The 24182-nt window shown below is 69.9% G+C and carries 26 protein-coding genes; 11 read left to right on the top strand and 15 right to left on the bottom strand.

The features are described 5' to 3' along the window. Nucleotides 1-21: 21 nt before the first annotated feature. Complete coding sequence (locus tag IFT51_RS07150; protein ID WP_320478906.1) at nt 22-1215, bottom strand: acyl-CoA dehydrogenase family protein; 1194 nt, start codon at nt 1213-1215, stop codon at nt 22-24. 39 nt (nt 1216-1254) lie between these two features. Between IFT51_RS07150 and IFT51_RS07145 the strand changes: the two genes are divergently transcribed. Next, nucleotides 1255-2043, top strand: a complete 789-nt coding sequence (locus tag IFT51_RS07145; protein WP_192060383.1) for an SGNH/GDSL hydrolase family protein — start codon at nt 1255-1257, stop codon at nt 2041-2043. Between the two features lie 51 nt (nt 2044-2094). Here the strand turns inward: IFT51_RS07145 and IFT51_RS07140 are convergent, their stop codons facing one another. Continuing rightward, entirely contained in the window at nt 2095-3333 is a 1239-nt protein-coding gene (locus tag IFT51_RS07140) for a D-alanyl-D-alanine carboxypeptidase family protein (RefSeq protein WP_192060382.1), read from the bottom strand. After that, the gene (locus IFT51_RS07135) at nt 3330-4154 is read right to left on the bottom strand and encodes an RNA methyltransferase (RefSeq protein ID WP_192060381.1); all 825 of its coding nucleotides are present in this window, start codon (nt 4152-4154) and stop codon (nt 3330-3332) included. Before IFT51_RS07135 ends, IFT51_RS07140 begins: the two co-directional genes overlap by 4 nt. A gap of 101 nt (nt 4155-4255) precedes the next feature. Here IFT51_RS07135 and IFT51_RS07130 point away from each other — a divergent pair, with 101 nt between their 5' ends. Then, a complete protein-coding gene (locus IFT51_RS07130) occupies nt 4256-5122 on the top strand; it encodes an NAD-dependent protein deacetylase (RefSeq protein WP_192060380.1) in 867 nt (288 codons plus the stop codon). Nucleotides 5123-5152: 30 nt separating this feature from the next. Then, on the top strand, nt 5153-5797 hold the full coding sequence (locus IFT51_RS07125) for a histidine phosphatase family protein (RefSeq protein WP_192060379.1): 645 nt from the start codon (nt 5153-5155) through the stop codon (nt 5795-5797). A 21-nt stretch (nt 5798-5818) separates the two neighbouring features. Here the strand turns inward: IFT51_RS07125 and IFT51_RS07120 are convergent, their stop codons facing one another. Together IFT51_RS07120 and IFT51_RS07115 are read right to left on the bottom strand one after the other, a co-directional pair. Continuing rightward, nucleotides 5819-6898, bottom strand: coding sequence for a glycosyltransferase family 1 protein (locus tag IFT51_RS07120; RefSeq protein WP_192060378.1), 1080 nt, complete (start codon nt 6896-6898; stop codon nt 5819-5821). Beyond that, the gene (locus tag IFT51_RS07115) at nt 6895-7800 is read right to left on the bottom strand and encodes an alpha/beta fold hydrolase (protein WP_243213447.1); all 906 of its coding nucleotides are present in this window, start codon (nt 7798-7800) and stop codon (nt 6895-6897) included. Before IFT51_RS07115 ends, IFT51_RS07120 begins: the two co-directional genes overlap by 4 nt. Before the next feature lie 70 nt (nt 7801-7870). Here IFT51_RS07115 and treS point away from each other — a divergent pair, with 70 nt between their 5' ends. After that, a complete protein-coding gene (gene treS, locus IFT51_RS07110) occupies nt 7871-9610 on the top strand; it encodes a maltose alpha-D-glucosyltransferase (RefSeq protein ID WP_192060377.1) in 1740 nt (579 codons plus the stop codon). Between the two features lie 99 nt (nt 9611-9709). Then, entirely contained in the window at nt 9710-10420 is a 711-nt protein-coding gene (locus IFT51_RS07105; RefSeq protein ID WP_192060591.1) for an exonuclease domain-containing protein, read from the top strand. Between the two features lie 135 nt (nt 10421-10555). On the opposite strand, the gene IFT51_RS07100 is transcribed toward IFT51_RS07105, so the two are convergent. From IFT51_RS07100 to glgA, 3 genes are all read right to left on the bottom strand, one after another. Then, nucleotides 10556-10804, bottom strand: a complete 249-nt coding sequence (locus tag IFT51_RS07100; protein WP_192060376.1) for a type B 50S ribosomal protein L31 — start codon at nt 10802-10804, stop codon at nt 10556-10558. Nucleotides 10805-10937: 133 nt separating this feature from the next. Next, the gene (locus IFT51_RS07095) at nt 10938-11723 is read right to left on the bottom strand and encodes an ABC transporter ATP-binding protein (protein WP_192060375.1); all 786 of its coding nucleotides are present in this window, start codon (nt 11721-11723) and stop codon (nt 10938-10940) included. A gap of 9 nt (nt 11724-11732) precedes the next feature. After that, the gene (glgA, locus tag IFT51_RS07090) at nt 11733-12917 is read right to left on the bottom strand and encodes a glycogen synthase (protein WP_192060374.1); all 1185 of its coding nucleotides are present in this window, start codon (nt 12915-12917) and stop codon (nt 11733-11735) included. 47 nt (nt 12918-12964) lie between these two features. Between glgA and IFT51_RS07085 the strand changes: the two genes are divergently transcribed. Beyond that, on the top strand, nt 12965-14206 hold the full coding sequence (locus IFT51_RS07085) for a glucose-1-phosphate adenylyltransferase (protein ID WP_192060373.1): 1242 nt from the start codon (nt 12965-12967) through the stop codon (nt 14204-14206). 37 nt (nt 14207-14243) lie between these two features. Then, nucleotides 14244-14885 (top strand): phosphoserine phosphatase SerB, encoded by a 642-nt coding sequence (gene serB / locus IFT51_RS07080; RefSeq protein WP_192060372.1) that lies wholly within the window; start codon nt 14244-14246, stop codon nt 14883-14885. A 58-nt stretch (nt 14886-14943) separates the two neighbouring features. Here the strand turns inward: serB and fabG are convergent, their stop codons facing one another. Continuing rightward, nucleotides 14944-15654, bottom strand: coding sequence for a 3-oxoacyl-ACP reductase FabG (fabG, locus tag IFT51_RS07075; protein ID WP_192060371.1), 711 nt, complete (start codon nt 15652-15654; stop codon nt 14944-14946). 130 nt (nt 15655-15784) lie between these two features. Between fabG and IFT51_RS07070 the strand changes: the two genes are divergently transcribed. The 3 genes from IFT51_RS07070 to IFT51_RS07060 are packed head-to-tail and all read left to right on the top strand — an operon-like array spanning nt 15785 to nt 17258. Further along, complete coding sequence (locus tag IFT51_RS07070; protein ID WP_308196137.1) at nt 15785-16153, top strand: DUF3099 domain-containing protein; 369 nt, start codon at nt 15785-15787, stop codon at nt 16151-16153. Beyond that, the gene (locus tag IFT51_RS07065) at nt 16153-16395 is read left to right on the top strand and encodes a hypothetical protein (RefSeq protein WP_192060370.1); all 243 of its coding nucleotides are present in this window, start codon (nt 16153-16155) and stop codon (nt 16393-16395) included. The genes IFT51_RS07070 and IFT51_RS07065 overlap by 1 nt, the downstream gene beginning before the upstream one ends. Continuing rightward, nucleotides 16392-17258: an SURF1 family protein gene (locus tag IFT51_RS07060; protein WP_192060369.1), complete on the top strand. Its 867-nt coding sequence runs from the start codon at nt 16392-16394 to the stop codon at nt 17256-17258. The genes IFT51_RS07065 and IFT51_RS07060 overlap by 4 nt, the downstream gene beginning before the upstream one ends. 31 nt (nt 17259-17289) lie before the next feature. On the opposite strand, the gene IFT51_RS07055 is transcribed toward IFT51_RS07060, so the two are convergent. Then, the gene (locus IFT51_RS07055) at nt 17290-18888 is read right to left on the bottom strand and encodes an ABC-F family ATP-binding cassette domain-containing protein (RefSeq protein WP_192060368.1); all 1599 of its coding nucleotides are present in this window, start codon (nt 18886-18888) and stop codon (nt 17290-17292) included. A gap of 148 nt (nt 18889-19036) precedes the next feature. On the opposite strand from IFT51_RS07055, the gene IFT51_RS07050 reads away from it, so the two are divergent. Beyond that, the gene (locus IFT51_RS07050; protein WP_192060367.1) at nt 19037-19642 is read left to right on the top strand and encodes a biotin transporter BioY; all 606 of its coding nucleotides are present in this window, start codon (nt 19037-19039) and stop codon (nt 19640-19642) included. Nucleotides 19643-19757: 115 nt separating this feature from the next. On the opposite strand, the gene IFT51_RS07045 is transcribed toward IFT51_RS07050, so the two are convergent. The 5 genes from IFT51_RS07045 to sufB are packed head-to-tail and all read right to left on the bottom strand — an operon-like array spanning nt 19758 to nt 23862. After that, nucleotides 19758-20090: a metal-sulfur cluster assembly factor gene (locus IFT51_RS07045; protein WP_192060366.1), complete on the bottom strand. Its 333-nt coding sequence runs from the start codon at nt 20088-20090 to the stop codon at nt 19758-19760. A 2-nt stretch (nt 20091-20092) separates the two neighbouring features. Then, nucleotides 20093-20875: a Fe-S cluster assembly ATPase SufC gene (gene sufC, locus IFT51_RS07040; protein ID WP_192060365.1), complete on the bottom strand. Its 783-nt coding sequence runs from the start codon at nt 20873-20875 to the stop codon at nt 20093-20095. 12 nt (nt 20876-20887) lie between these two features. Further along, nucleotides 20888-21226: a non-heme iron oxygenase ferredoxin subunit gene (locus tag IFT51_RS07035; RefSeq protein WP_192060364.1), complete on the bottom strand. Its 339-nt coding sequence runs from the start codon at nt 21224-21226 to the stop codon at nt 20888-20890. Beyond that, on the bottom strand, nt 21223-22443 hold the full coding sequence (gene sufD, locus IFT51_RS07030; RefSeq protein ID WP_192060363.1) for a Fe-S cluster assembly protein SufD: 1221 nt from the start codon (nt 22441-22443) through the stop codon (nt 21223-21225). The genes IFT51_RS07035 and sufD overlap by 4 nt, the downstream gene beginning before the upstream one ends. Beyond that, nucleotides 22444-23862, bottom strand: coding sequence for a Fe-S cluster assembly protein SufB (gene sufB / locus IFT51_RS07025; protein WP_192060362.1), 1419 nt, complete (start codon nt 23860-23862; stop codon nt 22444-22446). Between the last annotated feature and the right edge of the window lie 320 nt (nt 23863-24182).

Raw genomic sequence — 24182 nt, 5'->3', positions numbered from 1 at the left:
CGGGCCTCCGACATCCGCTGCTCAGGAGACGGGCCCGAGCAGCCAGGCCGCCGTCGTGGCGTGCGCCGAGTCGGTGCTCGAGGGGTGGAACCTGCCGGCGAGCACGTCCCGCTGCAGGCGTCCCAGCTCGGACGACCTGCGGTACGAGGCGCCGCCGGCGACAGAGACGGCCTGATCGACGACGGCGCGGGCGGTCTCGGTCGTGCGGGTCTTCAGCCCCACGACACGGGGGAACCACGACGCTCCGTGGTCGACCATCGAGTCGACGTCGCGGGCGATCGAGTCGACCTGCGGCTCGATGCCGTCGAGCGCGATGGCCGCGTCGGCGATCCGCCAGCGGACGATCGCGTCGTCCGAGAGCGGCGCCCCGCCGGCTCGACGCGACCCCCGGGTCGTGGCCGACTCGACGGCCAGTTCGACGGCACGCCGGGCGATCCCCCGGTACACCGCCGACACCAGCGTCTCGAAGACCGCGAACACGGCGAAGACGAACGGGTCGGCGCTCGGTCCGACCGGCAGACGACGGACGATGCGCGACGCCGCGACGGGAGCCTGCTCGAGACGCGTGGTGTGACTCTGGGTGGCCCGCATGCCGATGGTGTCCCAGTCCCCCAGCGACTCGTGTCCGCCGTCCTCGCGTCGCAGGAACCCGTGCACCAGCGCAGGGGCGTCGGGGTCGCCGTCGTCGCGGCCGAACACGCCGAGGCGGGTCCAGACCGGCGAGAGCGAGGTGAAGATCTTGGTGCCGGTGAACCGGTAGCCGCCCTCGCCGTCGGGCTCGGCCCTCGTGACCGAGTCGAAGAGCACCAGGTCGTTGCCCGGCTCGCTGACGCCGAAGGCGAAGATCTCGTCGCGGCCGGCCTCGTCGAGCACGTACCCGAGCGAGTCGTCGCCGCGGGCGTGCAGCAGTGCGGCGCAGCCCGTCCACACCAGGTGCATGCCGACGGCCAGCGCGGTCGCCGGGGCCGCCGTGGCCAGGCGACTCTGCAGGGCCGCGACGGCCTCGAGTCCGAGACCCGCGCCTCCTCGGTCCTCCGGGACGAACAGTCGCAGCCAGCCGCGAGACCTGAGCTCGTCGAGGTCGTCGACCGGGAACGCGTTCTCGTGATCGGACACGGCCGCCCGCTGCCGGAAGCGCTCGAGGAGCTCGTCGGGCAGCGCCTCCTCGGGCGTGGTGCCGCGGGTGATGGGCGAGACGGGGCCTGGTTCGTGCACGGGTCGAGAGTAATCCGCCCGGCGGGTAACGTGGTGGGCATGTCGCAGCAACATCCGTGGTCTCGTTACGTCGCCCTGGGCGACTCGTTCACGGAGGGCATCGGCGATCCCGAAGAACGCTCGCCGGGCGGGCACCGGGGCTGGGCCGACCGGGTGGCCGAGGTCCTCGGGTCGTCGACGGAGGACTTCGCGTACGCCAACCTGGCCGTCCGCGGCCGACTGCTGCAGCAGATCATCGACGAGCAGGCCGACGCCGCGCTCGCGCTGCGCCCCGACCTCGTCACGGTCTCGGCCGGGGGCAATGACATCATCCGCCCGGGCACCGACCCCGACCGGGTCGCCGCCGGCTTCGAGGGGCTCGTCGAGCGTCTCGGCAGCGACGGGGCCACGGTCGTCGTCTTCACCGGGCCCGACATCGGGTCCACCCCCGTGCTCGGCCGACTGCGCGGCAAGGTCGCGATCTACAACGAGCACGTGCACTCGATCGCGGCGCGGCACGACGCCGTGGTGGCCGACATGTGGGCGCTCCGCGAGCTCTCCGGGCCGGGCATGTGGGCGCCCGACCGGCTGCACTTCAGCCCGCTGGGTCATCACACCATCGCGCGGATGGTCCTGGCCTCCCTCGCCGTCGAGAACGATCTCGAGCCCTACCGGCCCGAGCCGCTCGCGCGGCGCCCGTGGCGGCAGGCGCGCTCGGAGGACATGGGCTGGGCGCGCGAGTACTTCGTGCCCTGGGTGGTCCGTCGGATCCGGCACCAGTCGTCGGGTGACGGTCGGCAGGCGAAGCGGCCCGACGCCGTCATGGTCGTCCACCGCGACGAGCCCTGAGGTCAGCCCTCCCCCGGCATGCCTCGAGAGGTCGAGGAGGCGCGGTGCGATTCAGGAGGTGCGGCTCAGCCCGGCCGCGATCTCACGCGGGTGCGTCAACCGCCACCACGCCCCCGGCTCGGGGATGTCGCGATCGAGCTCGAGGGGCACGTCGACGACCTGGTCGTCGACCGTGAAGCGCACGGACCCGACCTCGGCCCCCGCCGCGTCGGGCCCGATCGGCTCCGTCGTCACGACGGCGTCGACCGCCTCGTCGCCCCAGACGAGCACCGAGGCGTCGTCGGCGGCGACGGCCTCGCCCTCGGCACCCCACGGCATGTCGTACCGTCCGAACGAGTCGCCCGCCCGCGCGAGGTCGATGGTCTGGAAGCGCGCGACCGAGCTGGCGAGCAGGGCCTGCACGTCGACGTCGAGGGCGTCGTGGTCGACGCCGCCGAGCATGACGCCCACCACCGTGACCGTCTGATCGTCGATCGCGTAGTCGGCGGAGAAGAGCAGACAGGCGCCGGCCTCGTCGAGGGTGCCGGTCTTGATGCCGGTGACGCCGTCGAGTCCGAGCAGCTCGTTCGAGTTCTCGATCTCGCCGACGCCGGGGACGGTCACGGCGTCGGTGCGGACGATCTCGGCGACGACGGGGTCGGCGAGGGCGAGTCGGCCGAGGGCGACGAGGTCGGTCGCGGTGCTCGTGTTCGCCGGCGACATGCCCGTCGGCTCGACGATGGTCGTCGAGGTCAGGCCGTTCTCGTCGAGCCACGCGTCGGTCGCGGCGACGAACGCGTCGGTGCTGCCGAAGGCCCACAGCGCCAGGGCGTCGGCGTAGTTGTTGGCCGACTCGATCAGCGACACCTCGAGGGCCTGACGCTGGGTCAGACGGAGACCGGCTGGCATCGGCGCCACCTTGCCGTTCCGGGCGAGGTACGCGTCGTAGAGCGCGGCATCGTCGGCGTCGAAGGTGATGACCGGCCCGTCGCCGCCGTCGAGGGGTCTCGCGTCGAGCACGACGAGGGCGCTGACGATCTTGCTGATGCTGGCGATCGGTCGGGGTCGGTCGTCGCCGCTCGTCGTCAGGCTGTCGTCGTAGCCGAGCGCCTGGACCGCCGTGGCCCCGTAATCGGGGAACGTCAGCGCCGGGGCGGCTTGACGGGGGGCCTCGAAGACGGAGGCGGTGGCCGACTGCGGCGACGTGGGGCCGGCGAGGGCGAGGGACGTGTACGACCCCGTCAGGACGACGAGCACGGCGACGGCCGCGGCGACCACACGACGGCGCGGTCGCCCGGGGCGCCGGCTCATCGACCCTCGACCGTGGCGGCCGGGACGCGCAGGGCCCAGAGGGCCACGGCCGAGGCCGCGGCGACGTTGAGGCTGTCGACGCCGTGCAGCATGGGGATCGTCACGACCACGTCGGACGATCGGAGGGCCGCGCGGCTGAGTCCGTCGCCCTCGGTGCCGAGGAGGAGCGCCACCCGCTCAGGAGGATCGGCGGCGTAGGCGTCGAGCGGCACCGCGTCATCGGACAGGGCGAGGGCGGCCACCTCGAACCCCGCGGCGCGCAGCAGCTCTCCGCCCTCCGGCCAGTCGGGGAGGCGCGTCCACGGCACCTGGAGCACGGTGCCCATGCTGACGCGGACGCTCCGGCGGTAGAGCGGGTCGGCGCAGCGGGGGGTGACGAGGACGGCGTCGGCGCCGAGCCCGGCCACGGCCCGGAAGATCGCCCCGACGTTGGTGTGGTCGACGATGTCCTCCAGCACGACGACCCGGCGGGCGCCGGCGAGGACGTCGGCGATCTCGGGCAGCGCGGGGCGGTGCATGGCCGCGAGGGCGCCGCGGTGCAGGTGGTAGCCGGTCAGCGTCTCGAGCAGGGCGGCGTCGCCGATGAAGATCTCGCCCTCGAGGTCGGCCACGAGCGGTTCGATGTCGGCCAGCCAGCGGTCGGTCATGAGCACCGACCGGGGCACGTGACCCGCCCGGAGGGCCCGCTCGATCACCTTCGACGACTCGGCGATGTAGAGGCCGCCCTCGGGCTCGGTCACCCGGCGGAGCGCGACGTCGGTGAGTCGGCGGTAGTCGGCCAGAGCCGGGTGGTCGAGATCGGTGATGCGGGTGATGCGCACGGTGCTCCGGGGCGGTGAGGTCCGGGCCGTGGCCGGCCGGCGGAAGGAAAACGGGGGGTGACGACGTTTAGGCTAACGTCCACCGACCCGAAGGAGCCCCGATGGTGCCGGACGCCACGTCCTCGAGCAGCAGCGCCGTCGAGCCCGCCGCCGATGCCGCCTCGCTCGACGCCGCCGTCGAGGTCCTCCGAGGCCGCCGCGTCGCCGTGCTGACGGGCGCCGGTGTCAGCACGGACTCGGGCATCCCCGACTACCGCGGTGCGGGTGCTCCCCCGCGCAACCCGATGACGTTCCAGCAGTTCCTCTCGAGCGACCGCTATCGGAAGCGCTACTGGGCCGGCAGCCACCTCGGCTGGAAGTCCTTCCGGTCGTCCGAGCCGAACACCGGCCACCGCGCGCTGGCCGACCTCGAGCGCGCCGGGGTGATCAACGGCGTGGTGACGCAGAACGTCGACAACCTGCACGTGCGGGCCGGTTCGCGTCGGGTCGTCGATCTGCACGGCACGGTCGACCGGGTGATCTGCCTGACCTGCGGCCAGTCGTTCGCGCGCGACATGGTCGCCGCCCGACTCGCGGCGGCGAACCCCTGGCTCGAGCATCCCGAGAGCGTCCGGCTCGCGCCCGACGGCGACGTCGAGGTCGACGACATCGACTCGTTCGAGGTGCCGGTCTGCACGGTGTGCGGCGGCATGCTGAAACCCGACGTCGTCTTCTTCGGCGAGTTCGTCCCGGTCGAGCGCTTCGCCGAGGCGCGCTCGCTCGTCGTCGCCGCCGACGCGCTGCTCGTGGCGGGCTCGTCGCTGGTCGTCAACTCGGGCATCCGCCTGCTCGACCAGGCGACGCGTCGACGTCTGCCCGTCGTCGTCGTCAACCGCGGCGTCACGAAGGGCGACGGTCGGGCCGCGGTTAAGCTGAACTCCGGCACGTCAGAGACGCTGGCGGCCCTCGCGGAGCGTCTGATCCCCTGACGGGTCGTTCCGCCGATCGGAGGAACGACGGTGACCCTCTTGTACCTGGTGCGACACGGTGAGACCGACTGGAACCGCGCGCGGCGCATCCAGGGCGCGACCGACATCCCCCTGAACGACCTGGGGCGGTCGCAGGCCCGCGAGACCGGCGACCTCCTGTCCCGGAGGCGGGTGACCGCGGTCGTGGCGAGCCCCCTCGTGCGCGCCGCCGAGACGGGCGCGATCATCGCCGACGTCCTGGGGCTCCCTGCTCCCCTGCACGTCCCCGCGATCGCCGAGCGCCGCTACGGCGAGGCGGAGGGCCTGACCGGAACCGAGGTCGAAGCCCGTTTCCCGGCGGGCACCCCCGTGCCCGGACGCGAGAGCCGCACCGACCTGGTGGCCCGGGTGCTGCCCGCCCTGGCCGACATCGCCCGCAGGCACGACGGCGGGCTCGTCGTCGTGGCCACGCACGGAGCGGTCATCCGCGCCGTGGTCAACCACGTCTCCCCCGACACGGAGGCGCATGCGGGCATCCCGATCCGCAACGGATCGATCCACTCGTTCGCCTCCGACGGGGGCGATCTGGTGCTGCGCGAGTTCGACGACCCGATCGAGGTCGAGTCCGAGCGACCCGGCACGTTCGACTTCGACTATCAGAACGCCCTCGAGTCGGAGGCCGGCGGGCGCGACTGAGCCGGCGCCTCCTCGGAGGGGTCAGCTGCGGGTCGTGGTGCCGCGCGCCGCCGAGACCGACTCGAGCACGTCGGCGAGGGCCGACGCCGAAGCGTCCCAGGAGAATCGCGCGGCCTGGGCGATCGAGGCGGTCGACCGGGCGGCCCACTCGCGCTCGAGCCGACGCACCGCCGCGGCGATCGAGGCCGGCGACTCGGGGTCGAAGTAGACCGCGGCCTCGCCGCCGATCTCGCGGAAGATCGGGATGTCGCTGACCACGGCCGGGGTGCCGAGCGCCATCCCCTCGACCAGGGGGATGCCGAAGCCCTCAGCACGCGAGGCCGTCACGACCGCCGTCGCACCGAGCAGGACGTCGCGGTACTCGTCGTCGCTCGCGCCGTCGTGGAACACCAGCGACCCGGCGGGGGCCAGGGCCGACAAGGAGGCGCGCTCGCGTTCCGACACCCGGCTCATCAGATGCAGCCGGTACCCGTCGAGCAGCGGAAGCGCCCTCGCCAGCGCCGACACGTTCTTGTACGGCATGAACGAGCCCATGTAGACGAGGTCGCGGTGACGAGGCGCCGCGCGTGGGGGCGCGGCCTCGACCGGGTCCGCCGCGTTGGTCACGACCGTGACGGGTCGGCGGGTGAGTCGATGGAGGCGCATCTCGTCGAGGGTCGTCCGGCTGACGGTCACGACGGCATCGGCACGGTTCAGCAGCAGTCGCTGCGGCCACCAGGCGAGGTGGTACAGCCGCCAGAGCAGCCGGATCGGCAGGGCGAACTCGGGGGGCGGCGTGCGGTTGGTGTAGTAGATGAGGTCGTGCAGCGTGAGCACGAGCGGGTAGCGGCGCCCGAACGAACCCATCGTCTGCATGGGCGACCACACGACGTCGGGTCGCAGACGGTTCACCTGCAGCGCCACGAGGGGCTCGAGGGGACTCGTGGGCGCGCTGACGAGCACGTGCGGTCGATCGGGCAGCTTGTCGAGCTGCCGGAGGTCGCTCACGAGCAGGGTCACGTCGTGGGTCGTCGCCAGGGCCCCGACCACCCCCGCGGTGAAGCGGCTGATGCCGTCATGGCGCCCGACCCGGATGTAACGGCAGTCGACGACGACCCTCATCGCACGAACGCCTCGACCGCGGCGGCGGCCTCGCGGGGCTTCTCGTAGTGGATGAGGTGACCGACCCCGTCGATGACGGCGAGGGTCGCGTCGGGGAAGAGCGCCCGGAGCTCGTGCTGCGCGGGCAGAGCCGTGATGTCGTCGCGATCGGCCGCGACGAGCAACGTGGGCACGTCGACGCCAGCCGCGTACGTGCTGACATCGCTCGAGACGGAGGCGCGGAAGGCGTCGAGCACGACGCGGCGGTCGGAGAACCGCGAGAAGTACGAGTCGTGCTGGTCGTGGATCCAGCGCCGCAGACCGCGGTCGTGCGTCTTGACCATGGCGAGACTCGTGAACCGCGTGACGAGAGGGCTCTGCAGGGCGGCGAGCCCGGAGCGCTCGGGCAGTGCGGCCCCCGCCCAGTAGTAGAAGACGGCCAGGCGCGTCACCACGCCCCTCGGGCCCTGCAGCGCCGGCGCCGCGATCGGATTGACGAGGACGAGCCGGGAGGCGCGGAGCCCGGAGGCGACGGCGGCCGACGTCACGATCGACCCGAAGGAGTGACCCAGCACGACGACGTCGTCGCCGAGACCGATCGACTCGACGAACGCGGTCAGCCAGGCCGCGTAGGCCTCGACGCTGTGCTCGCTCGCGAGCGGCGACGACTCGCCGAAGCCGGGAAGGTCGGGCATGATCACCCGGACCCCGGTGAGATGCGCCACGACGGGCTCGAGACCGTGGTGATCGCCGCGGAAGCCGTGGACGGCGACGACGGTGACCCGCGCCTCCTCGGGGCCCACGGGCTCGTACGTCCAGTAGCGGGTCGAGCTGCCGGCGACCTCGGCGACCCGCTCCTCGACATCGAACGCCGCGAGGCGCGAACGGTAGGGCGACGGGACGCGGGGCTCTCGGACGATCACCCCGCGAGTCTACGAGCCGCACCTTGAACCCGGCGCGCGAAGGGACGCGAGCCACCGTAGAGTTGCACGCGTGAGCTTCACTGCCCCGATTCAGCAGCCCGGACTGACCCTCGACCCGAACTGGCACCGTCGTGCCGTCTTCTACGAGGTGATGGTCCGCTCGTTCGTCGACAGCAACGGGGATGGGGCGGGCGACCTCCAGGGTCTGCACTCCCGCCTCGACTACCTCCAGTGGCTCGGGGTCGACGCGCTCTGGCTGCCGCCGTTCTTCCAGTCGCCGCTCCGCGACGGCGGGTACGACATCGCCGACTACAAGTCGATCCTGCCCGAGTTCGGCACGCTCGACGAGTTCCGCGACCTCGTCACCAAGGCGCACGAGCGCAACATGCGCATCGTCATCGACATGGTGCTGAACCACACCTCCGACCAGCACGAGTGGTTCCAGCAGAGCCGCGAAGACCCCGAGGGCCCCTACGGCGACTTCTACGTCTGGCGCGACACCGACGACGAGTACGAGAACATCCGCGTCATCTTCGTCGACACGGAGGAGTCGAACTGGACCTTCGACCCGGTGCGACGCCAGTTCTTCTTCCACCGCTTCTTCTCGCACCAGCCCGACCTCAACTTCGAGAACCCCGCCGTCCAGGAGGCCGTCTTCGACGTCGTGCGCCACTGGCTGTCGATGGGCGTCGACGGTCTGCGACTCGACGCCATCCCGTACCTCTTCGAGACCGAGGAGGGCAACGGCGAGGGCGAGCCCGCGACCCACGAGTTCATCAAGCGCCTGCGTGCGATGGTCGACGAGGAGTTCCCGGGGCGGGTGCTCATCGCCGAGGCCAACCAGTGGCCCGCCGAGACCGCCGCGTTCTTCGGCACCGAAGACGAGCCCGAGTGCCACATGGCGTTCGACTTCCCCGTCATGCCCCGCATCTTCTACTCGCTGCGCGCCCAGCACGGCGGCGAGCTGAAGCGGATCCTCGCCGAGACCACCGAGGTGCCCCCGGGCGCCGCCTGGGCGGTGTTCCTCCGCAACCACGACGAGCTCACCCTCGAGATGGTCAGCGAGGAGTACCGGCAGGCGATGTACGGCTGGTACGCCTACGACCCCCGCATGCGCTCGAACATCGGCATCCGTCGTCGCCTCGCGCCGCTGCTCGACAACTCGCGCGCGGAGCTCGAGCTCGTGCACGCCCTCCTGTTCGCGCTGCCGGGCAGCCCGTTCCTGTACTACGGCGACGAGATCGGCATGGGCGACAACATCTGGCTGCCCGACCGCGACTCGTCGCGCACGCCCATGCAGTGGACGCCCGACCGCAACGCCGGCTTCTCGACCGCCGACCCGGGCAAGCTGTTCCTGCCCGTCGTGCAGTCGCTCGTCTTCAACTACAACCTGGTCAACGTCGAGAGCCAGCTGGCGCAGTCGCGCTCGCTGCTCCACTGGATCCGCAACGTGATCCACGTGCGGAAGGCGCACCCCACCTTCGGCATGGGGACCCTGTCGGTGCTCGACACCGACCACGAGTCGGTGCTCTCGTTCGTCCGCTCGTACGAGGGGTCCGAGACGCAGTTCGGCGACTCGGCCGAAGACATCCTGTGCGTCTTCTCGTTCGCTCACAACCCGACGTCGGTCACGATCCACGCCCCGCAGTTCGCGGGTCGGACGCTCTACGACCTCTTCGGCGGAGCCCAGTTCCCCTCGTTCGACGACGAGGGTCGCGTGACGCTCACCCTCGGCACGCAGGCGTTCTTCTGGCTCCACGTCGGTGACGTGCCGAACACCGGTCAGGGCGTCGTCGGTGGTGCCTCGTAAACTCGAGGCGTGACCGACACCGACCTCTCCCCGAACGCACCGTCTGACGAGGCGGTCTCCGGCGACGGATCCGCTGGCGGCGGGTTCGCGGCCGGGCCGGTGCCGTCCGAGTGGTGGAAGGCGCTCGGGGTCTTCGACCTCGAGACGACCGGAATCGACGTCGAGACGGCTCGCATCGTGACGGCTCACGTCGGCCTGATCGACGCCGACGGCACGAGCATCGCGCACGGCGCCTGGCTCGCCGACCCGGGTGTCGAGATCCCCGAGCAGGCGAGCGCGGTGCACGGCATCTCCACCGAGCAGGCCCGTGCCGAGGGGCGCCCCGCGGCCGAGGTCGTCGCCGAGGTCGTCGCCGCGGTCCGTGCGGTGTTCGCCCGTGGTGTCCCGCTGGTCGTCTACAACGCGCCGTACGACCTGACCCTCCTCGACCGTGAGGCGCGTCGGCACGGCATCGAGCCGCTGGGCGACGTCAGCACCATCGGGTGCGTCGTCGACCCGCTCGTCATCGACAAGGCCGTCGACCGGTACCGCAAGGGGAAGCGCACGCTCGAGGCCGCCGCCGGCGTGTACGGCGTCACCCTCGACGACGCCCACGATGCCGGGGCGGATGCCATCGCGGCCGGCCGGGTGGCCCAGGCCATGGCCGAGAAGTTCCCCGACCAGCTGGCGGTCCCGTCGACCCGGCTGCACGATCTCCAGATCGACTGGTGCCAGACCCAGGCCGAGAGCTTCCAGCAGTACATGCGTCGCAGCAAAGACCCGACGTTCGTCGCCTGGGGCGACTGGCCGCAGCGGCCGATCAGCGGCTGAGTCCGCCGCCGACACTCCGACTGCGGGCGCCGCGACCTGCACGAGCGGCCGCATCCGCAGAAGGCCGTCCCCAGGCGCGCGAAACGGGGCGGCCCACCGAAGTGGACCGCCCCGTCAGGCGGAAGAGATCGAGGTCTACTTGCCGAAGTTCTTGTAGCGCGAGTTGAACTTCTCGACGCGACCGGCCGAGTCGAGGATGCGCTGCTTGCCCGTGTAGAACGGGTGCGACTCGGACGAGATCTCGACGTCGATGACCGGGTAGGTCTCACCGTCGAGCTCGATGGTCTTGTCGCTCGTCGTCGTCGAGCGCGTCAGGAACGTGGCGCCCGATGCGAGGTCGCGGAAGACGATCGGCTTGTACTCGGGGTGGGTGTCGGTCTTCATGATTGTCCTAGGTCTAGCGAACGAGTGATGGAGTGGATGTCTGGGGACGTTTCCGTCGGCGGCCACGAGACCTGAGTCTCGGACCAGCTATGAACGATACCAGACGAGAGGCCGGGAACGCAGGAGGCGCGGGTCAGTCGGCCGCGCGCGCCGAGTATCGCCCGTCGCGCACCTCGACCTCGAGCGAGACGCCGAACGTCGCACCGAGCGTCTCGGCCGTGAGGACCTCGGCGAGCGGCCCGGCCGCGACGACCGAGCCGTGATCGAGGAGGAGCGCGTGGGTGAAACCGCGGGGCACCTCCTCGACGTGGTGCGTCACCATGACGATGGCAGGCGCGTCGTGCGACTGCGCGTACCCGGAGAGCATCTGGAGAAGCTCCTCACGGGCGCCGAGGTCGAGGCTCGCGGCGGGTTCGTCGAGCAGGAGGAGCTCGGGGTCGGTCATCACGGCCCGGGCGATCTGCACCCGCTTCTGCTCGCCGTCGCTCAGCTCGCCGAAGGTGCGATCCGCCAGGTGATCGAGGTTCCATTCGTCGAGGACGCGATGGGCACGGCGCACGTCGACGTTCTCGTACTCCTCGTTCCACCGGCCGGTCACCGAGTAGGCGGCGGTCAGGACGACGTCGACGACCTTCTCCTTCGGCGGGATCCGACGGGCGATCGTCGTCGACGCGAACCCGATGCGGGGGCGGAGGTCGAAGAGGTCGACGGAGCCGAGGTCTCCGCCGAGCACCTCGGCGGTGCCGGAGGACGGGTGCGACTGCGCCGCGGCGACCTGCAGCAGCGAGCTCTTGCCGGCGCCGTTGGGGCCGAGCACGACCCAGCGTTCGTCGGACTCGACACTCCAGCTGACGGTGTCGACGACGGCTTTGCCGCCCCGGACGATCGAGACATCGGACAGCTTCAGGACGGTAGGCATGACCCCAGCCTATCGACGGAGTCCGGCGTAGACCCCGAGGGTCCGCTCGGCGATCCGCGACCACGAGAACTCCGCCTCGGCGCGCATCCGGCCGGCTCGACCCATCAGCTTCGCGAGGCCCGGGTCTGACACGACGTCGGTGAGGATCCCGGCGAGGTCCCGGACGAAGCGATCGGGGTCGGTGGGCGTCCCCGTGCCGTCCTGCGCCTGGTCGAGGGGGACGACGCGCCCGGTGAGTCCGTCGGCGACGACCTCGGGGATGCCGCCGGTGCCCGAGCCGACGACGGGCACGCCGCAGGCCATGGCCTCGAGGTTCACGATGCCGAGCGGCTCGTAGATCGAGGGGCAGACGAAGGTCGTCGCCGAGGTGAGCACGGCGCTGAGCTCGTGCCGCGGGAGCACGCGATCGATCCAGACGACGCCGGTCCGCGCCTCCTGCAGCTCGTGCACGAGGGCCGTGACCTCGGCCATGATCTCGGGGGTGTCGGGGGCTCCGGCGCAGAGGACGAGCTGGACCTCGGGAGGCAGGAGGCGCGCGGCGCGGAGCAGATACGGCAGACCCTTCTGCCGCGTGATGCGACCGACGAAGACCACGGACGGGCGGTCGGGGTCGATGCCGAGCGACCGGACGACGTCGTGGTCGGTGACGGGGCGCCAGGCGTCGAGGTCGATCCCGTTGTAGACGACGCTGACCTTGCCCTCGTCGATGGTGGGGTACGACCGCAGGATGTCGCGGCGCATGCCCTCGCTCACCGCGATGACCGCATCGGCGGTCTCGTAGGCCTGACGCTCGATCCAGCTCGACACGCGGTAGCCGCCGCCGAGCTGCTCGGCCTTCCAGGGGCGGAGGGGCTCGAGGCTGTGAGCGGTCAGCACGTGCGGCACGTCGTGCAGCATCTGCGCCAGCTGGCCGGCCGCGTTGGCGTACCAGGTGTGGCTGTGCACGACGTCGGCACCGGCGACGTCCTGGGCGGCGAGGAGGTCGCTGCCGAGGGTCCGCAGAGTGGGATTCGCCGACGCGAGGGCGGGGATCTCGGGGTAGCCCGTCGTGCCCGGCTCGTCGTCGACGTCGCCGAGGGCGCGCACACGCACGTCTATCGACTCGCGCAGGGCCTTGACGAGTTCGACGACGTGGACGCCGGCGCCTCCGTAGACGTTCGGCGGATATTCCTTGGTGATGACATCGACTCGCACGAGAGTCACCGTAGTCGTGCCGCGACGAAACGTGCCATTCTGACCTCATGGCATCAAAGAAGATCTTCGGCATCGTCCTCGCCGGCGGCGAAGGCAAGCGACTCATGCCCCTGACGGCCGACCGGGCGAAGCCCGCCGTGCCCTTCGGCGGCAACTACCGTCTGGTGGACTTCGCCCTGTCGAATCTGATCAACTCGGGTCTCCGTCAGATCGTCGTGCTGACGCAGTACAAATCGCACAGCCTCGACCGGCATGTCTCGCAGACCTGGTCCATCGAGGGGCTCCTCGGGGCGTACGTCGCCTCCGTCCCCGCCCAGCAGCGTCTCGGCAAGCGGTGGTTCGCCGGCAGCGCCGACGCCATCCTGCAGAGCCTGAACCTCCTCCGCGACGAGAAGCCCGACATCGTCGTCGTCGTCGGGGCCGACCACGTCTACCGCATGGACTTCTCCCAGATGATCGAGGCGCACATCGCCTCGGGTGCCGGCGTCACGGTGGCGGCGATCCGCCAGCCCATCTCCCTCGCCGACCAGTTCGGCGTCATCGAGGTCGACTCCGACGACCCGACGCGCATCGGGCGCTTCCTCGAGAAGCCGAGGGACGCGGTCGGTCTGCCCGACTCCCCCGACGAGATCCTGGCGTCGATGGGCAACTACGTGTTCGACGCCGACGTCCTGATCGACGCGGTGCTGCGCGACGGCGAGAACGCCGACTCCGACCACGACATGGGCGGCGACATCGTCCCCGACTTCGTCTCGCGGGGCGACGCGGCCGTCTACGACCTGAACCGCAACGAGGTCCCCGGCTCGACGGAGCGCGACCGCTACTACTGGCGCGACGTCGGCACGATCGACTCGTTCTACGACGCGCACCGCGACCTGATCTCGGCGTTGCCGATCTTCAACCTCTACAACACCGACTGGCCCATCTTCAGTCAGCAGCTGAACTCGCCTCCGGCGAAGTTCGTGCGCGACGGGCACGGCAACCTCGGCACGACCATCGACTCCATCGTCTCGCTCGGCTCGCTCCTCTCCGGCGCGCACGTCGAACGCAGCGTGCTCGGGCCGTGGAGCACGCTCGACTCCGGCTCGAAGGTCATCGACTCGGTCGTGTTCGAGAGGGCCCACATCGGGCCGAACGCGACGGTGAACCGCGCGATCCTCGACAAGGACGTCGTCATCGCCGAGGGCGCGTCGGTCGGCGTCGACCACGAGGCCGACCGGGCCCGCGGCTTCACGGTGACCCCGTCCGGCATCACCGTCGTCGGCAAGGGCGTGCGGGTCGACCAGTAGGCGACGAGCACGCTGGCGGCACCCCTAGGCTGAGCGGGTGCCGCGCTTCCTGACCGTCCTCGACGTCGACTCCACGCTGATCCGCGACGAGGTCATCGACCTCCTCGCCGAGGCCGCGGGCTCGCGAGACGAGGTCGCCCGCATCACCGAGAGCGCGATGGCGGGCGAGCTCGACTTCGCCGAGAGCCTCGCCGCCCGCGTCAAGACGCTCGAGGGCCTGCCGGTCTCGGTCGTCGACGACGTCGTCGCCCGTGTGCGTCCGACTCCGGGCGCGGCCGAGCTCGTGGCCGGGTTGCACCGGCACGGCAGTCGTGTGGCCGTGGTGTCCGGCGGGTTCCACGAGACCCTCGACCCGCTGGCCGAGTCGCTCGGTCTCGACCGGTGGCGCGCGAACCGACTCGACGTCGCCTCCGGGCGGCTCACCGGCGAGACGACCGGGCCGATCGTCGACGCCGCGGTCAAGGCGGAGTGCCTGACGGCCTGGGCGACCGAGTTCGGCATCCCCCTCGGTCAGACGATCGCCGTCGGCGACGGGGCCAACGACCTCGAGATGATGCGCGCCGCGGGGCTCTCGATCGCGTTCAACGCCAAGCCCCGGGTGCGGGCGCAGGCCGACCTCGTGGTGGCCGACCCGGAGCTCTCGCAGGTGCTCGCGGTCATGGGCCTGTCGGGCCGCTGACCAGCCGAGGAGGCGCGGTGCCGGTATCCGAGCCGCGCCTCCTCGGTCTGCGCTCCGGTCAGTGACCCATGCCGAGACCGCCGTCGACCGGGATGACCGCACCGGAGATGTACGCGGCGTCGTCGCCGGCCAGCCAGGTGATCGTGCGGGCGACCTCGGTCGCCGTCCCGTAACGCCCGGCGGGGATCGACTTCTTGTACTCGGCCTGCTTCTCGGGCGCCAGGACGGCCGTCATGTCGGTCTCGACGAAGCCGGGGGCGACGACGTTGGCCGTGATGCCCCGGGCGCCGACCTCGCGGGTGAGCGAGCGCGCGAAGCCGACGAGCGCGCTCTTCGACGCGGCGTAGTTCGCTTGACCGGCGCCGCCGTAGAGACCGACGACGCTCGAGACGAGCACGATGCGGCCGAAGCGCGCCTTGAGCATGTTCTTCGACGCGCGCTTGACGACGCGGAAGGCCCCGCCGAGGTTCGTGTCGACGACCGACGAGAAGTCCTCTTCCGTCATGCGCATCAACAGGACGTCCCTCGTGATTCCCGCGTTCGCGACGACGACCTCGACCGGGCCGAGCGCGGCCTCGACGGTCGTGAACGCCGCGTCGACCGATTCGGGGTCGGTCACGTCGGCGACGACGGTGAGGGAGCCCTCGGGGCCGGACCCGCTGCGGGCGGTGACGGCCACGCGGTGCCCGGCGGCGACGAACTCCTCGGCGATCGTGTAGCCGATGCCGCGGTTGCCTCCCGTGACGAGGACGGTACGGGGCGTGGTCATGGGAGTCTCCTCGGGGCGAGCTGAAGGGGGTGGTCCGCAGGCCGATGATGCCCGGACCGCCCACCAGCCTACTGTCGGCTACAGGGCTTAAGATCGCTCGAGGCGCCCGCCCGAGACGCACACAGAGTCCGTGAGTGAATTGAAGACATCGCAACCGATCACCTCGCTACCGCCGTCGCCGGCCGACGATCGCCATGCCCGCATGATCCGCTACCTGGTGGCCATGGGCATCCGCATCGTCTGCATCGCGCTGTGCTTCGTGATCCCCCTCAGCTGGTGGACGCTGCTCCCCGTCGCGGGAGCCGTGCTCATCCCCTACTTCGCCGTGGTGCTCGTGAACGTGGGCCACGACCCCGGTCAGAACGTCGAGCGGCCCGGCGCAATCGAGACGTATCGTCAGCCCGAGCAGCCGTGGGCACCTCCCACCGCGACACCCAGCTGGCACGAGCCGAGCAGCGACGACGGATCCGAGCGGCGGGGCCGCGGAGGCACGGCCTGATGCTCGGTCTCGGTGATGTCGGGCCCGATCGCGTCCAGTGCTCGCGTGCCGGCTGCACCGCGGTGGCGACCCGGTCGGTCAACTGGCGGAACCCCAAGATCCACGGTCTCGAACGCGTCAAGGTCTGGTCGGCCTGCGACGAGCACGTCGACTATCTCAGCGACTTCCTCCTGGCGCGCGACTTCCCCGTCGTCGTCACGGCAGCGGGTGTGACCGTCGACTCTGTCGGAGCCGCGTCGTGACCGGTTGGCGCGCGGTCCTCTCGAAGAAGTGGCTCGGATACCTCGGTGTGGTCGTGGCCTTCGCCCTGATCTGCGCCATGCTCGCCAACTGGCAGTGGAACCGGCACGAGGAGAAGATGGCGGTCGTCCATCAGCTCGAGCAGCGCTACGACGCGGCGCCCGTGTCCGTGGCGGAGGCTCTGCCGTCGCTCGACTCGTACGATGCGGCCGACGAGTGGCAGCCCGTCGAGATGACGGGTCGCTACCTGGTCGACGAGACCCTGCTCGTCCGCAACCGGCCGTACAACGGCCAGCCGGGGTTCGCCGTCCTCGTGCCGTTCCGCATCGACGGCGGCGACGTCTTCGTCGTCGACCGCGGCTGGGTGCCCACCGGCAACGACCAGGACGCCCCCGACGAGATCCCCGCGCCGCCGTCGGGCGAGGTGACCGTGACGGCGCGGCTCAAGCCCGGCGAGCCGGCGGTCGGCGATCGCACCGCGGTCGCAGGCACGAACCAGATCGCCACCATCCAGCTCAGCGAGGTGCAGAAGCAGGTCGACGGGGCCATCTACTCGGCCGCGTACGGCCAGCTCATGGCTGAGAGCCCGACGCCGGCGACGGCTCCCGTCAAGTACGCCGAACCCGAGATCGACACCGGTCTCAACCTGTCGTACTTCGTGCAGTGGATCATGTTCGCCGCAGGGGCGTTCCTGTTCCTCTTCTACGTGATCCGCCAGGAGCAGCGGAACACCCGGGCCGACGCCGAGGAGGCGCTGGAGGACGGCGACGACGAGCGAGCCGACGAACGACGCCGACGTCGCGCGGCCCGGCCGCGCCACGACGACGACGTCGAAGACGAGATCCTCGACGCCGTCGGTCGCTGACGCTCGCCCTCCCCCGTCGCGACGCTGCGGATCAGGCCAGGTTGATGAGCTCGCTGTAGTCGGGCGTCCAGTGGTCTTCGGTGCCCTCGGGCATGATGAGCACGCGTTCGGGATTCAGCGCCTCGACGGCGCCCTCGTCGTGACTGACCAGCACCACGGCGCCCTCGTAGTTGGCCAGGGCGTCGAGGATCTCGAGTCGGCTGGCGGGGTCGAGGTTGTTCGTGGGCTCGTCGAGCAGCAGGACGTTGGCGCCGGAGACGACGATCATCGCGAGGGCGAGTCGGGTCTTCTCTCCGCCCGAGAGCACCCCGGCCGGTTTCGCCGAGTCGTCTCCCGTGAAGAGGAACGAACCGAGCACGCGCCGCGCCTCCATCTCGGTGATGTTCGGCGAGGACGAGACCATGTTCTCGAGGACGCTGCGCTTGACGTCGATCGTCTCGTGCTCCTGGGCGTAATAGCCGACACGGAGACCGTGACCCGGCTCCAGCTGCCCGGTGTCGGGTTCGTCGACACCCGCGAGGATGCGCAGCAGCGTGGTCTTGCCCGCACCGTTCAACCCGAGGATGACCACCTTCGAGCCCCGGTCGATCGCGAGATCGACGGCGGTGAAGATCTCGAGCGAGCCGTAGCTCTTCGAGAGGTTCGAGGCCATCAGCGGGGTCTTGCCGCAGGCGACCGGTGTCGGGAACCGCAGCTTCGCCACACGGTCGACCGCGCGGACCTCGTCGAGGCCCGCGAGCAGCTTCTCGGCACGGGCGACCATCTGGTGGGCCGCGGCGGCCTTCGACGCCTTCGCGCCGAATCGAGCCGCCTGCTTCTGCAGCGCGCTCGCCTGCTTCTCGGCGTTCGAGCGCTCCTTCTTGCGGCGCTCCTCGTCGGCGGCGCGCTGGCGCTGGTAGTTGCGCCAACCCATGTTGTAGATGTCGATCGCCTGGCGGTTGGCGTCGAGGTAGAACACGCGGTTGACGACCTCCTCCACGAGCTCGATGTCGTGACTGATCACGATCACGCCGCCCTGGTACGTCTTGAGGTACTCGCGGAGCCAGACGACGGAGTCGGCGTCGAGGTGGTTCGTCGGCTCGTCGAGGATCATCGTGTCGGCCGCGGAGAAGAGGATGCGCGCCAGCTCGATGCGTCGACGCTGACCGCCCGAGAGGGTCGACAGCGGCTGCTCGAGGATGCGGTCGGGCAGGCTGAGGTTGCTGGCGATCGATGCGGCCTCCGCCTCGGCCGCGTATCCGCCGAGCGCGTTGAAGCGATCGTCGAGATCGCCGTAGCGCTTCATGGCCCGGGCCGCGACCGCCGGGTCGTCGCTGCCCATCTCCATCGAGGCCTCCTGGATGCCCAGGAGGATCTGGCCGAGGCCGCGGGCGTCGAGGATGCGCGTGCGGGCGAGGTCCTCCGGGTTGCCGCTGCGAGGGTCTTGAGGGAGGTAGCCGATCTCGCCGGTCTTCTCGATGGAGCCCCCGGTCGGCAGGGTCTCGCCGGCCAGCGTCTTGGTCATGGTCGTCTTGCCGGCGCCGTTGCGACCGACCAGGCCGATCTTGTCGCCCTTGTCGACGCGGAACGTCACATCTTCCATCAGCAGGCGCGCGCCGACGCGAATCTCGAGGTCGTGCACGGAAAGCACAGCAGAAGTCCAATCGATTGGGGAGATGTCCACAACGCCGCCCGCCGTTGGGTCGCCCCTAAAATGATCACATCGTGTCGTGAGGGGCCGTGCGCATGGGCGTCGACCCGCCCTCAGGCCGATCAACCTACCCATTCTAGGAGACTGCATGACGAACGCCACCGCATCGACCTCACGACCGGTGCTCGCCGACCGGTTCGTGACCTCCAGCCGAGCGACCGATGCGGCTCTCGTGCTCGGTGGCGTCGCCGTCGTCTCGGTGCTCGCTCAGGTCCAGGTCCCCCTCTGGCCCGTGCCCGTCACCGGTCAGACGCTCGGGGTCATGCTCGTCGGTGCGAGCCTCGGCGCCCGCCGCGGCGCGCTCTCGCTGCTCACTTACCTCGTGCTGGGTGTGGCGGGGCTGCCGATCTTCGCCGAGTTCTCCGGCGGTCCGCTCAGCGTCCTGAAGCCGAGCTTCGGCTTCATCATCGGCTTCGTGCTCGCCGCCGGCCTCATCGGCTGGCTGTCCGAGCGCGACTGGGACAAGAAGTGGTTCCGTTCGGCGGCCGCGTTCTTCGCCGCGAGCCTCGTCCCCTTCGTCGTCGGACTCCCCTACCTGGCCGTCGTGCTCGGTCAGCTCGGATTCCCCGCCGACCTGCAGAGCGTGCTGGCCGCGGGCCTCTACCCGTTCATCGTCGGCGGCGTGGCCAAGTGGCTCATCGCCGCCGCAGCGCTGCCGGTGGCGTGGCGGGTGCTCGGACGACGCGACCGCTAGGAGGCGTCCTGCGGGGCGCGACCCGCGCCTCCCCGGAGGCACGTCGGGTTCTCCCCGGACGACGAAGAACCCCTGACAACCACAGTGGTCAGGGGTTCTTCGTCGTCGTCGTGGATCAGATCGAGAAGCCGATCGAGCGCATCATGTCGCGACCGTCGTCGGTGATCCGGTCGGGGCCCCACGGCGGCATCCACACCCAGTTGATGCGGAACGCGTCGACGACGCCGTCGAGGGCGTTCGCCGTGTCGCCCTCGATGACGTCGGTGAGGGGGCATCCGGCGGAGGTCAGCGTCATGCTGATGATGAGCGCGTTCTCGTGCTCTTCGTCCATGGCGAGGTCGTAGATCAGACCGAGGTCGACGATGTTGACACCCAGCTCGGGGTCCACGACCTCTTTCAGGGCCTCGGCGACCTCGTCGAACTTCTCGGGTGCCAGTGCGACGGCCATGGTCAGTTCACCGCCGCAGCGGCCGCGGCGGCGGCTGCGGTGACGTAACGGTCGTAGCCCTCGTCCTCGAGGCGGTCGGCGAGCTCGGGCCCGCCCTGCTCGGCGACGTGACCGTCGACGAAGACATGCACGAAGTCGGGCTTGATGTAGCGGAGGATGCGCGTGTAGTGCGTGATCATCAGCAGCCCGAGACCCGTGTTGGCCTTGGCCCGGTTGACACCCTCGGAGACGATCTTCAGAGCGTCGACGTCGAGACCGGAGTCCGTCTCGTCGAGTACCGCGAACTTGGGCTTGAGAAGCTCGAGCTGCATGATCTCGTGACGCTTCTTCTCGCCGCCGGAGAACCCCTCGTTGACGTTGCGCTCGGCGAACGACGGGTCCATCTTGAGGTCCGACATGTGCGTCCGCAGGTCCTTGACCCAGCTCCGGATTGCAGGCGCTTCGCCGTCCAGGGCGGTCTTGGCCGTGCGGAGGAAGTTCGCGACCGTGACGCCGGGGATCTCGACGGGGTACTGCATCGCGAGGAACAGACCGGCCTTGGCGCGCTCGTCGACGGTCATGTCGAGCACCTCGCGGCCGTCGAGGAGGATGGAGCCGCCGTCGACGTTGTAGCGCGGGTGGCCGGCGATCGTGTAGGCGAGGGTGGACTTGCCGGAGCCGTTGGGCCCCATGACGGCGTGGATCTCGCCCTCGTTGATCGTCAGGTCGACGCCCTTGAGGATGGGCTTGACACCCTGATCGGTGTCGATGCTGACCTTGAGGTCTCGGATCTCGAGTGTGGACATGATGCGTTTTCCTTACTGTGCGACGCCCGCCGGCGAAGGCGTGGCACTGGTGTCGACGTAGACGTCGCCGTCGACGACGGAGACGGCGAAGACCGGGACGGGTTCGTAGGCGGGGAGGGTGAGCGGCTTGCCGGTCGTGAGCTCGAACTTGGAGCCGTGGGCCCAGCACTCGAGGGTGTCGTCCTCGACGAAACCCTCTGCCAGGGAGATGTCTCCGTGGGTGCAGGTGTCGCCGATCGCGTGGATCGTGCCGGCGCTGTCCTTCACGACGGCGATGGCGACCCCGTCGACGACGACGCGCAGCGCCTGTGACGGCGTGACGTCGTCGACTCCGCAGATCTTGACGCTCATCGGGTGACCGCCCCGGTTCCGGGAGCCGAGGTGAGCTCGACCTCGAGAGCCGCGATCAGACGATCCTGGAGCTCGGGCTCGCCGATCTTCTGGACGACCTCGCTGAGGAACCCGAGGACCACGAGGCGACGTGCCTCGTCTTCGGAGATGCCGCGCGACTGCAGGTAGAACAGGTGCTCGTCGTCGAAGCGACCCGTGGCGCTGGCGTGACCCGCGCCCTGGATGTCACCCGTCTCGATCTCGAGGTTGGGGATCGAGTCGGCCCGCGTGCCCTCGCTGAGCACGAGGTTGCGGTTCTGCTCGTAGCTGTCGGTGCCCGGTGCGGTGCGCCCGATCAGGACGTCGCCGATCCAGACCGTCCGGGCGCCCTCGCCCTGGAGCGCGCCCTTGTAGTTGACCCGGCTCCGCGAATTCGGCGCGTCGTGGTTCACGTACACCTGCTGCTCGAGGTGCTGGCCCGCGTCGGCGAAGTAGACACCGTAGAGCTCGGTGTCGGCGCCCTGGCCGGCGAGATGCGCCGACGGGTTGACCCGCACGATGGACCCGCCGAGGCTGACGACGAAGTGCTTCAACTGCGCGTCGCGCCCGATCGTGGCGAAGTGACTGGCGAGGTGCTCCGCGTCGTCGTCCCACTCCTGGAGCGTCACCACGGTGAGGTGGGCGCCGTCGTCGACCACGATCTCGACGTTCTCGACGAGTCGCGCCGAGCCCGTGTTCCGCAGAACGACGAGAGAGGTCGTGTGGGCGGCGGCGTGGATGACGGTGTGACCGGCGCGCGGTTCACGGTCGAGCCCCGAGCGACCGATGGTCACCGTGGAGGGCTCCTCGCCGGTCAGTTCGACCAAGAGGACCTTCTCGACGCTCGCCCAGGCGTTCGCCGAGGCCTTGTCTTCGGGGGTTCCGGCGGTGCCGACCCGTGCATGGGACGCGTCGACCCAGTCGACCGTCACCCCGCCCGTCTCGCGGGCGAGATAGGCGTAGGGGGAACCGTCGAGAGGACCGTCGATGAGGGGACGGAGGCGCGCGACCGGACTGAGCTTCCAGTCGACCTCGCGACCGGTCACGTCGGGGAAGGCCGCGGGATCGGTCGACGAGAAGCGACCTGACCGGGTCTGGACCGGTACGAGACCCCATCCGCCGTCGGTGTGGGCTCCGGCGCCGTGCTGGACGCGTTCGGAGGTGCTGCTGTCTGTGGTGGTGGGTGCTGCGGCAGACATCTAGCCGACGGATCCTTCCATGCTCATCTCGATGAGCTTGTTGAGTTCGAGCGCGTACTCCATGGGCAGCTCTCGGGCGATGGGCTCGATGAAGCCGCGCACGATCATCGCCATGGCCTCGTCTTCGGCCATGCCGCGCGACATCAGGTAGAAGAGCTGCTCTTCGCTGACCCGCGACACGGTCGCCTCGTGACCGAGCTGGACGTCGTCGACGCGGATGTCGATGGCAGGGTACGTGTCGGATCGGGAGATCGTGTCGACAAGCAGAGCGTCGCAGCGGACGGTGTTCGCCGAGTGGTGCGCGGACGGGTCAACGCGGATCTCGCCGCGGTAGCCGGCGCGGCCGCCTCCACGGGCGATGGACTTCGACACGATGGAGGACGTCGTGTACGGCGCCATGTGGACCATCTTCGCACCGGCGTCCTGGTGCTGGCCGGGGCCCGCGAAGGCGACGGAGAGGGTCTCGCCCTTGGCGTGCTCGCCCACCAGGTAGATGGACGGGTACTTCATCGTGACCTTGGACCCGATGTTGCCGTCGATCCACTCCATCGTCGCTCCCTCGTGAGCGATGGCGCGCTTGGTGACCAGGTTGTACACGTTGTTCGACCAGTTCTGGATCGTCGTGTAGCGGACGCGGGCGTTCTTCTTGACGACGATCTCGACGACCGCCGAGTGCAGCGAGTCGGACTTGTAGATCGGAGCCGTGCAGCCCTCGATGTAGTGCACGTAGCTGTCCTCGTCGGCGATGATCAGCGTGCGCTCGAACTGACCCATGTTCTCCGTGTTGATACGGAAGTAGGCCTGCAGGGGGATCTCGACGTGGACGCCCTTGGGGACGTAGACGAAGGACCCGCCCGACCAGACGGAGGTGTTGAGCGCCGCGAACTTGTTGTCGCCGGCCGGGATCACGGTCCCGAAGTACTCCTGGAAGAGCTCGGGGTGCTCGCGCAGGGCCGTGTCGGTGTCCATGAAGATGACACCCTGCTGCTCGAGGTCCTCGCGGATCTGGTGGTAGACCACCTCGGACTCGTACTGCGCGGCGACACCGGCCACGAGACGGTTGCGTTCCGCTTCGGGGATCCCGAGCTTCTCGTAGGTGTTCTTGATGTCGTCCGGGAGGTCGTCCCAGGTGGTCGCCTGCTTCTCGGTGGAGCGGACGAAGTACTTGATGTTGTCGAAGTCGATGCCGGAGAGGTCTGCTCCCCAGGTCGGCATCGGCTTCTTCTCGAAGAGGGCGAGCCCCTTGAGGCGGTTCTTGAGCATCCACTCGGGCTCGTTCTTGAGCGCCGAGATGTCCGAGACGACCTCGGGTGACACGCCGCGCCGCGCCGAGGCGCCCGCCGCGTCGGAGTCGGCCCAGCCGAACTCGTACTGGCCCAGGCCTGCGAGCTCTGGTCGATCGATCAACACGTCTGACATCTCTAACCTCTTCCTTCTGCCGGAGCGAACACGGGGAGACGGATGACCATTCCCACGCCCTTCCTGCGAGCGGGCCCCGTCGGGATCCGCTCTTGTTGTGGCTCAGCCACTCGCGACGCGAGGCGACCACACCGGCGGCCGTCACCCGCACCTCTACGACCTTATTCACGGTCGGATGACAGGTGCGCGTTGCCTAGACTCGTTCTTCGTAGGGCGGCCAAGCCGCCGTACTCACATCGGTCCGAGCAGACCATGTGCGTCGACGTCGACGCCATACCGGGTTGTGTTCCTGAACCCGTTGATTCTACAGGTCGAAGCGC

The organism is Frigoribacterium sp. CFBP 13712 (genome assembly GCF_014842255.1).
Lineage (GTDB): Bacteria > Actinomycetota > Actinomycetes > Actinomycetales > Microbacteriaceae > Frigoribacterium.
This window is presented reverse-complemented; position numbering and strand designations above follow the sequence as displayed.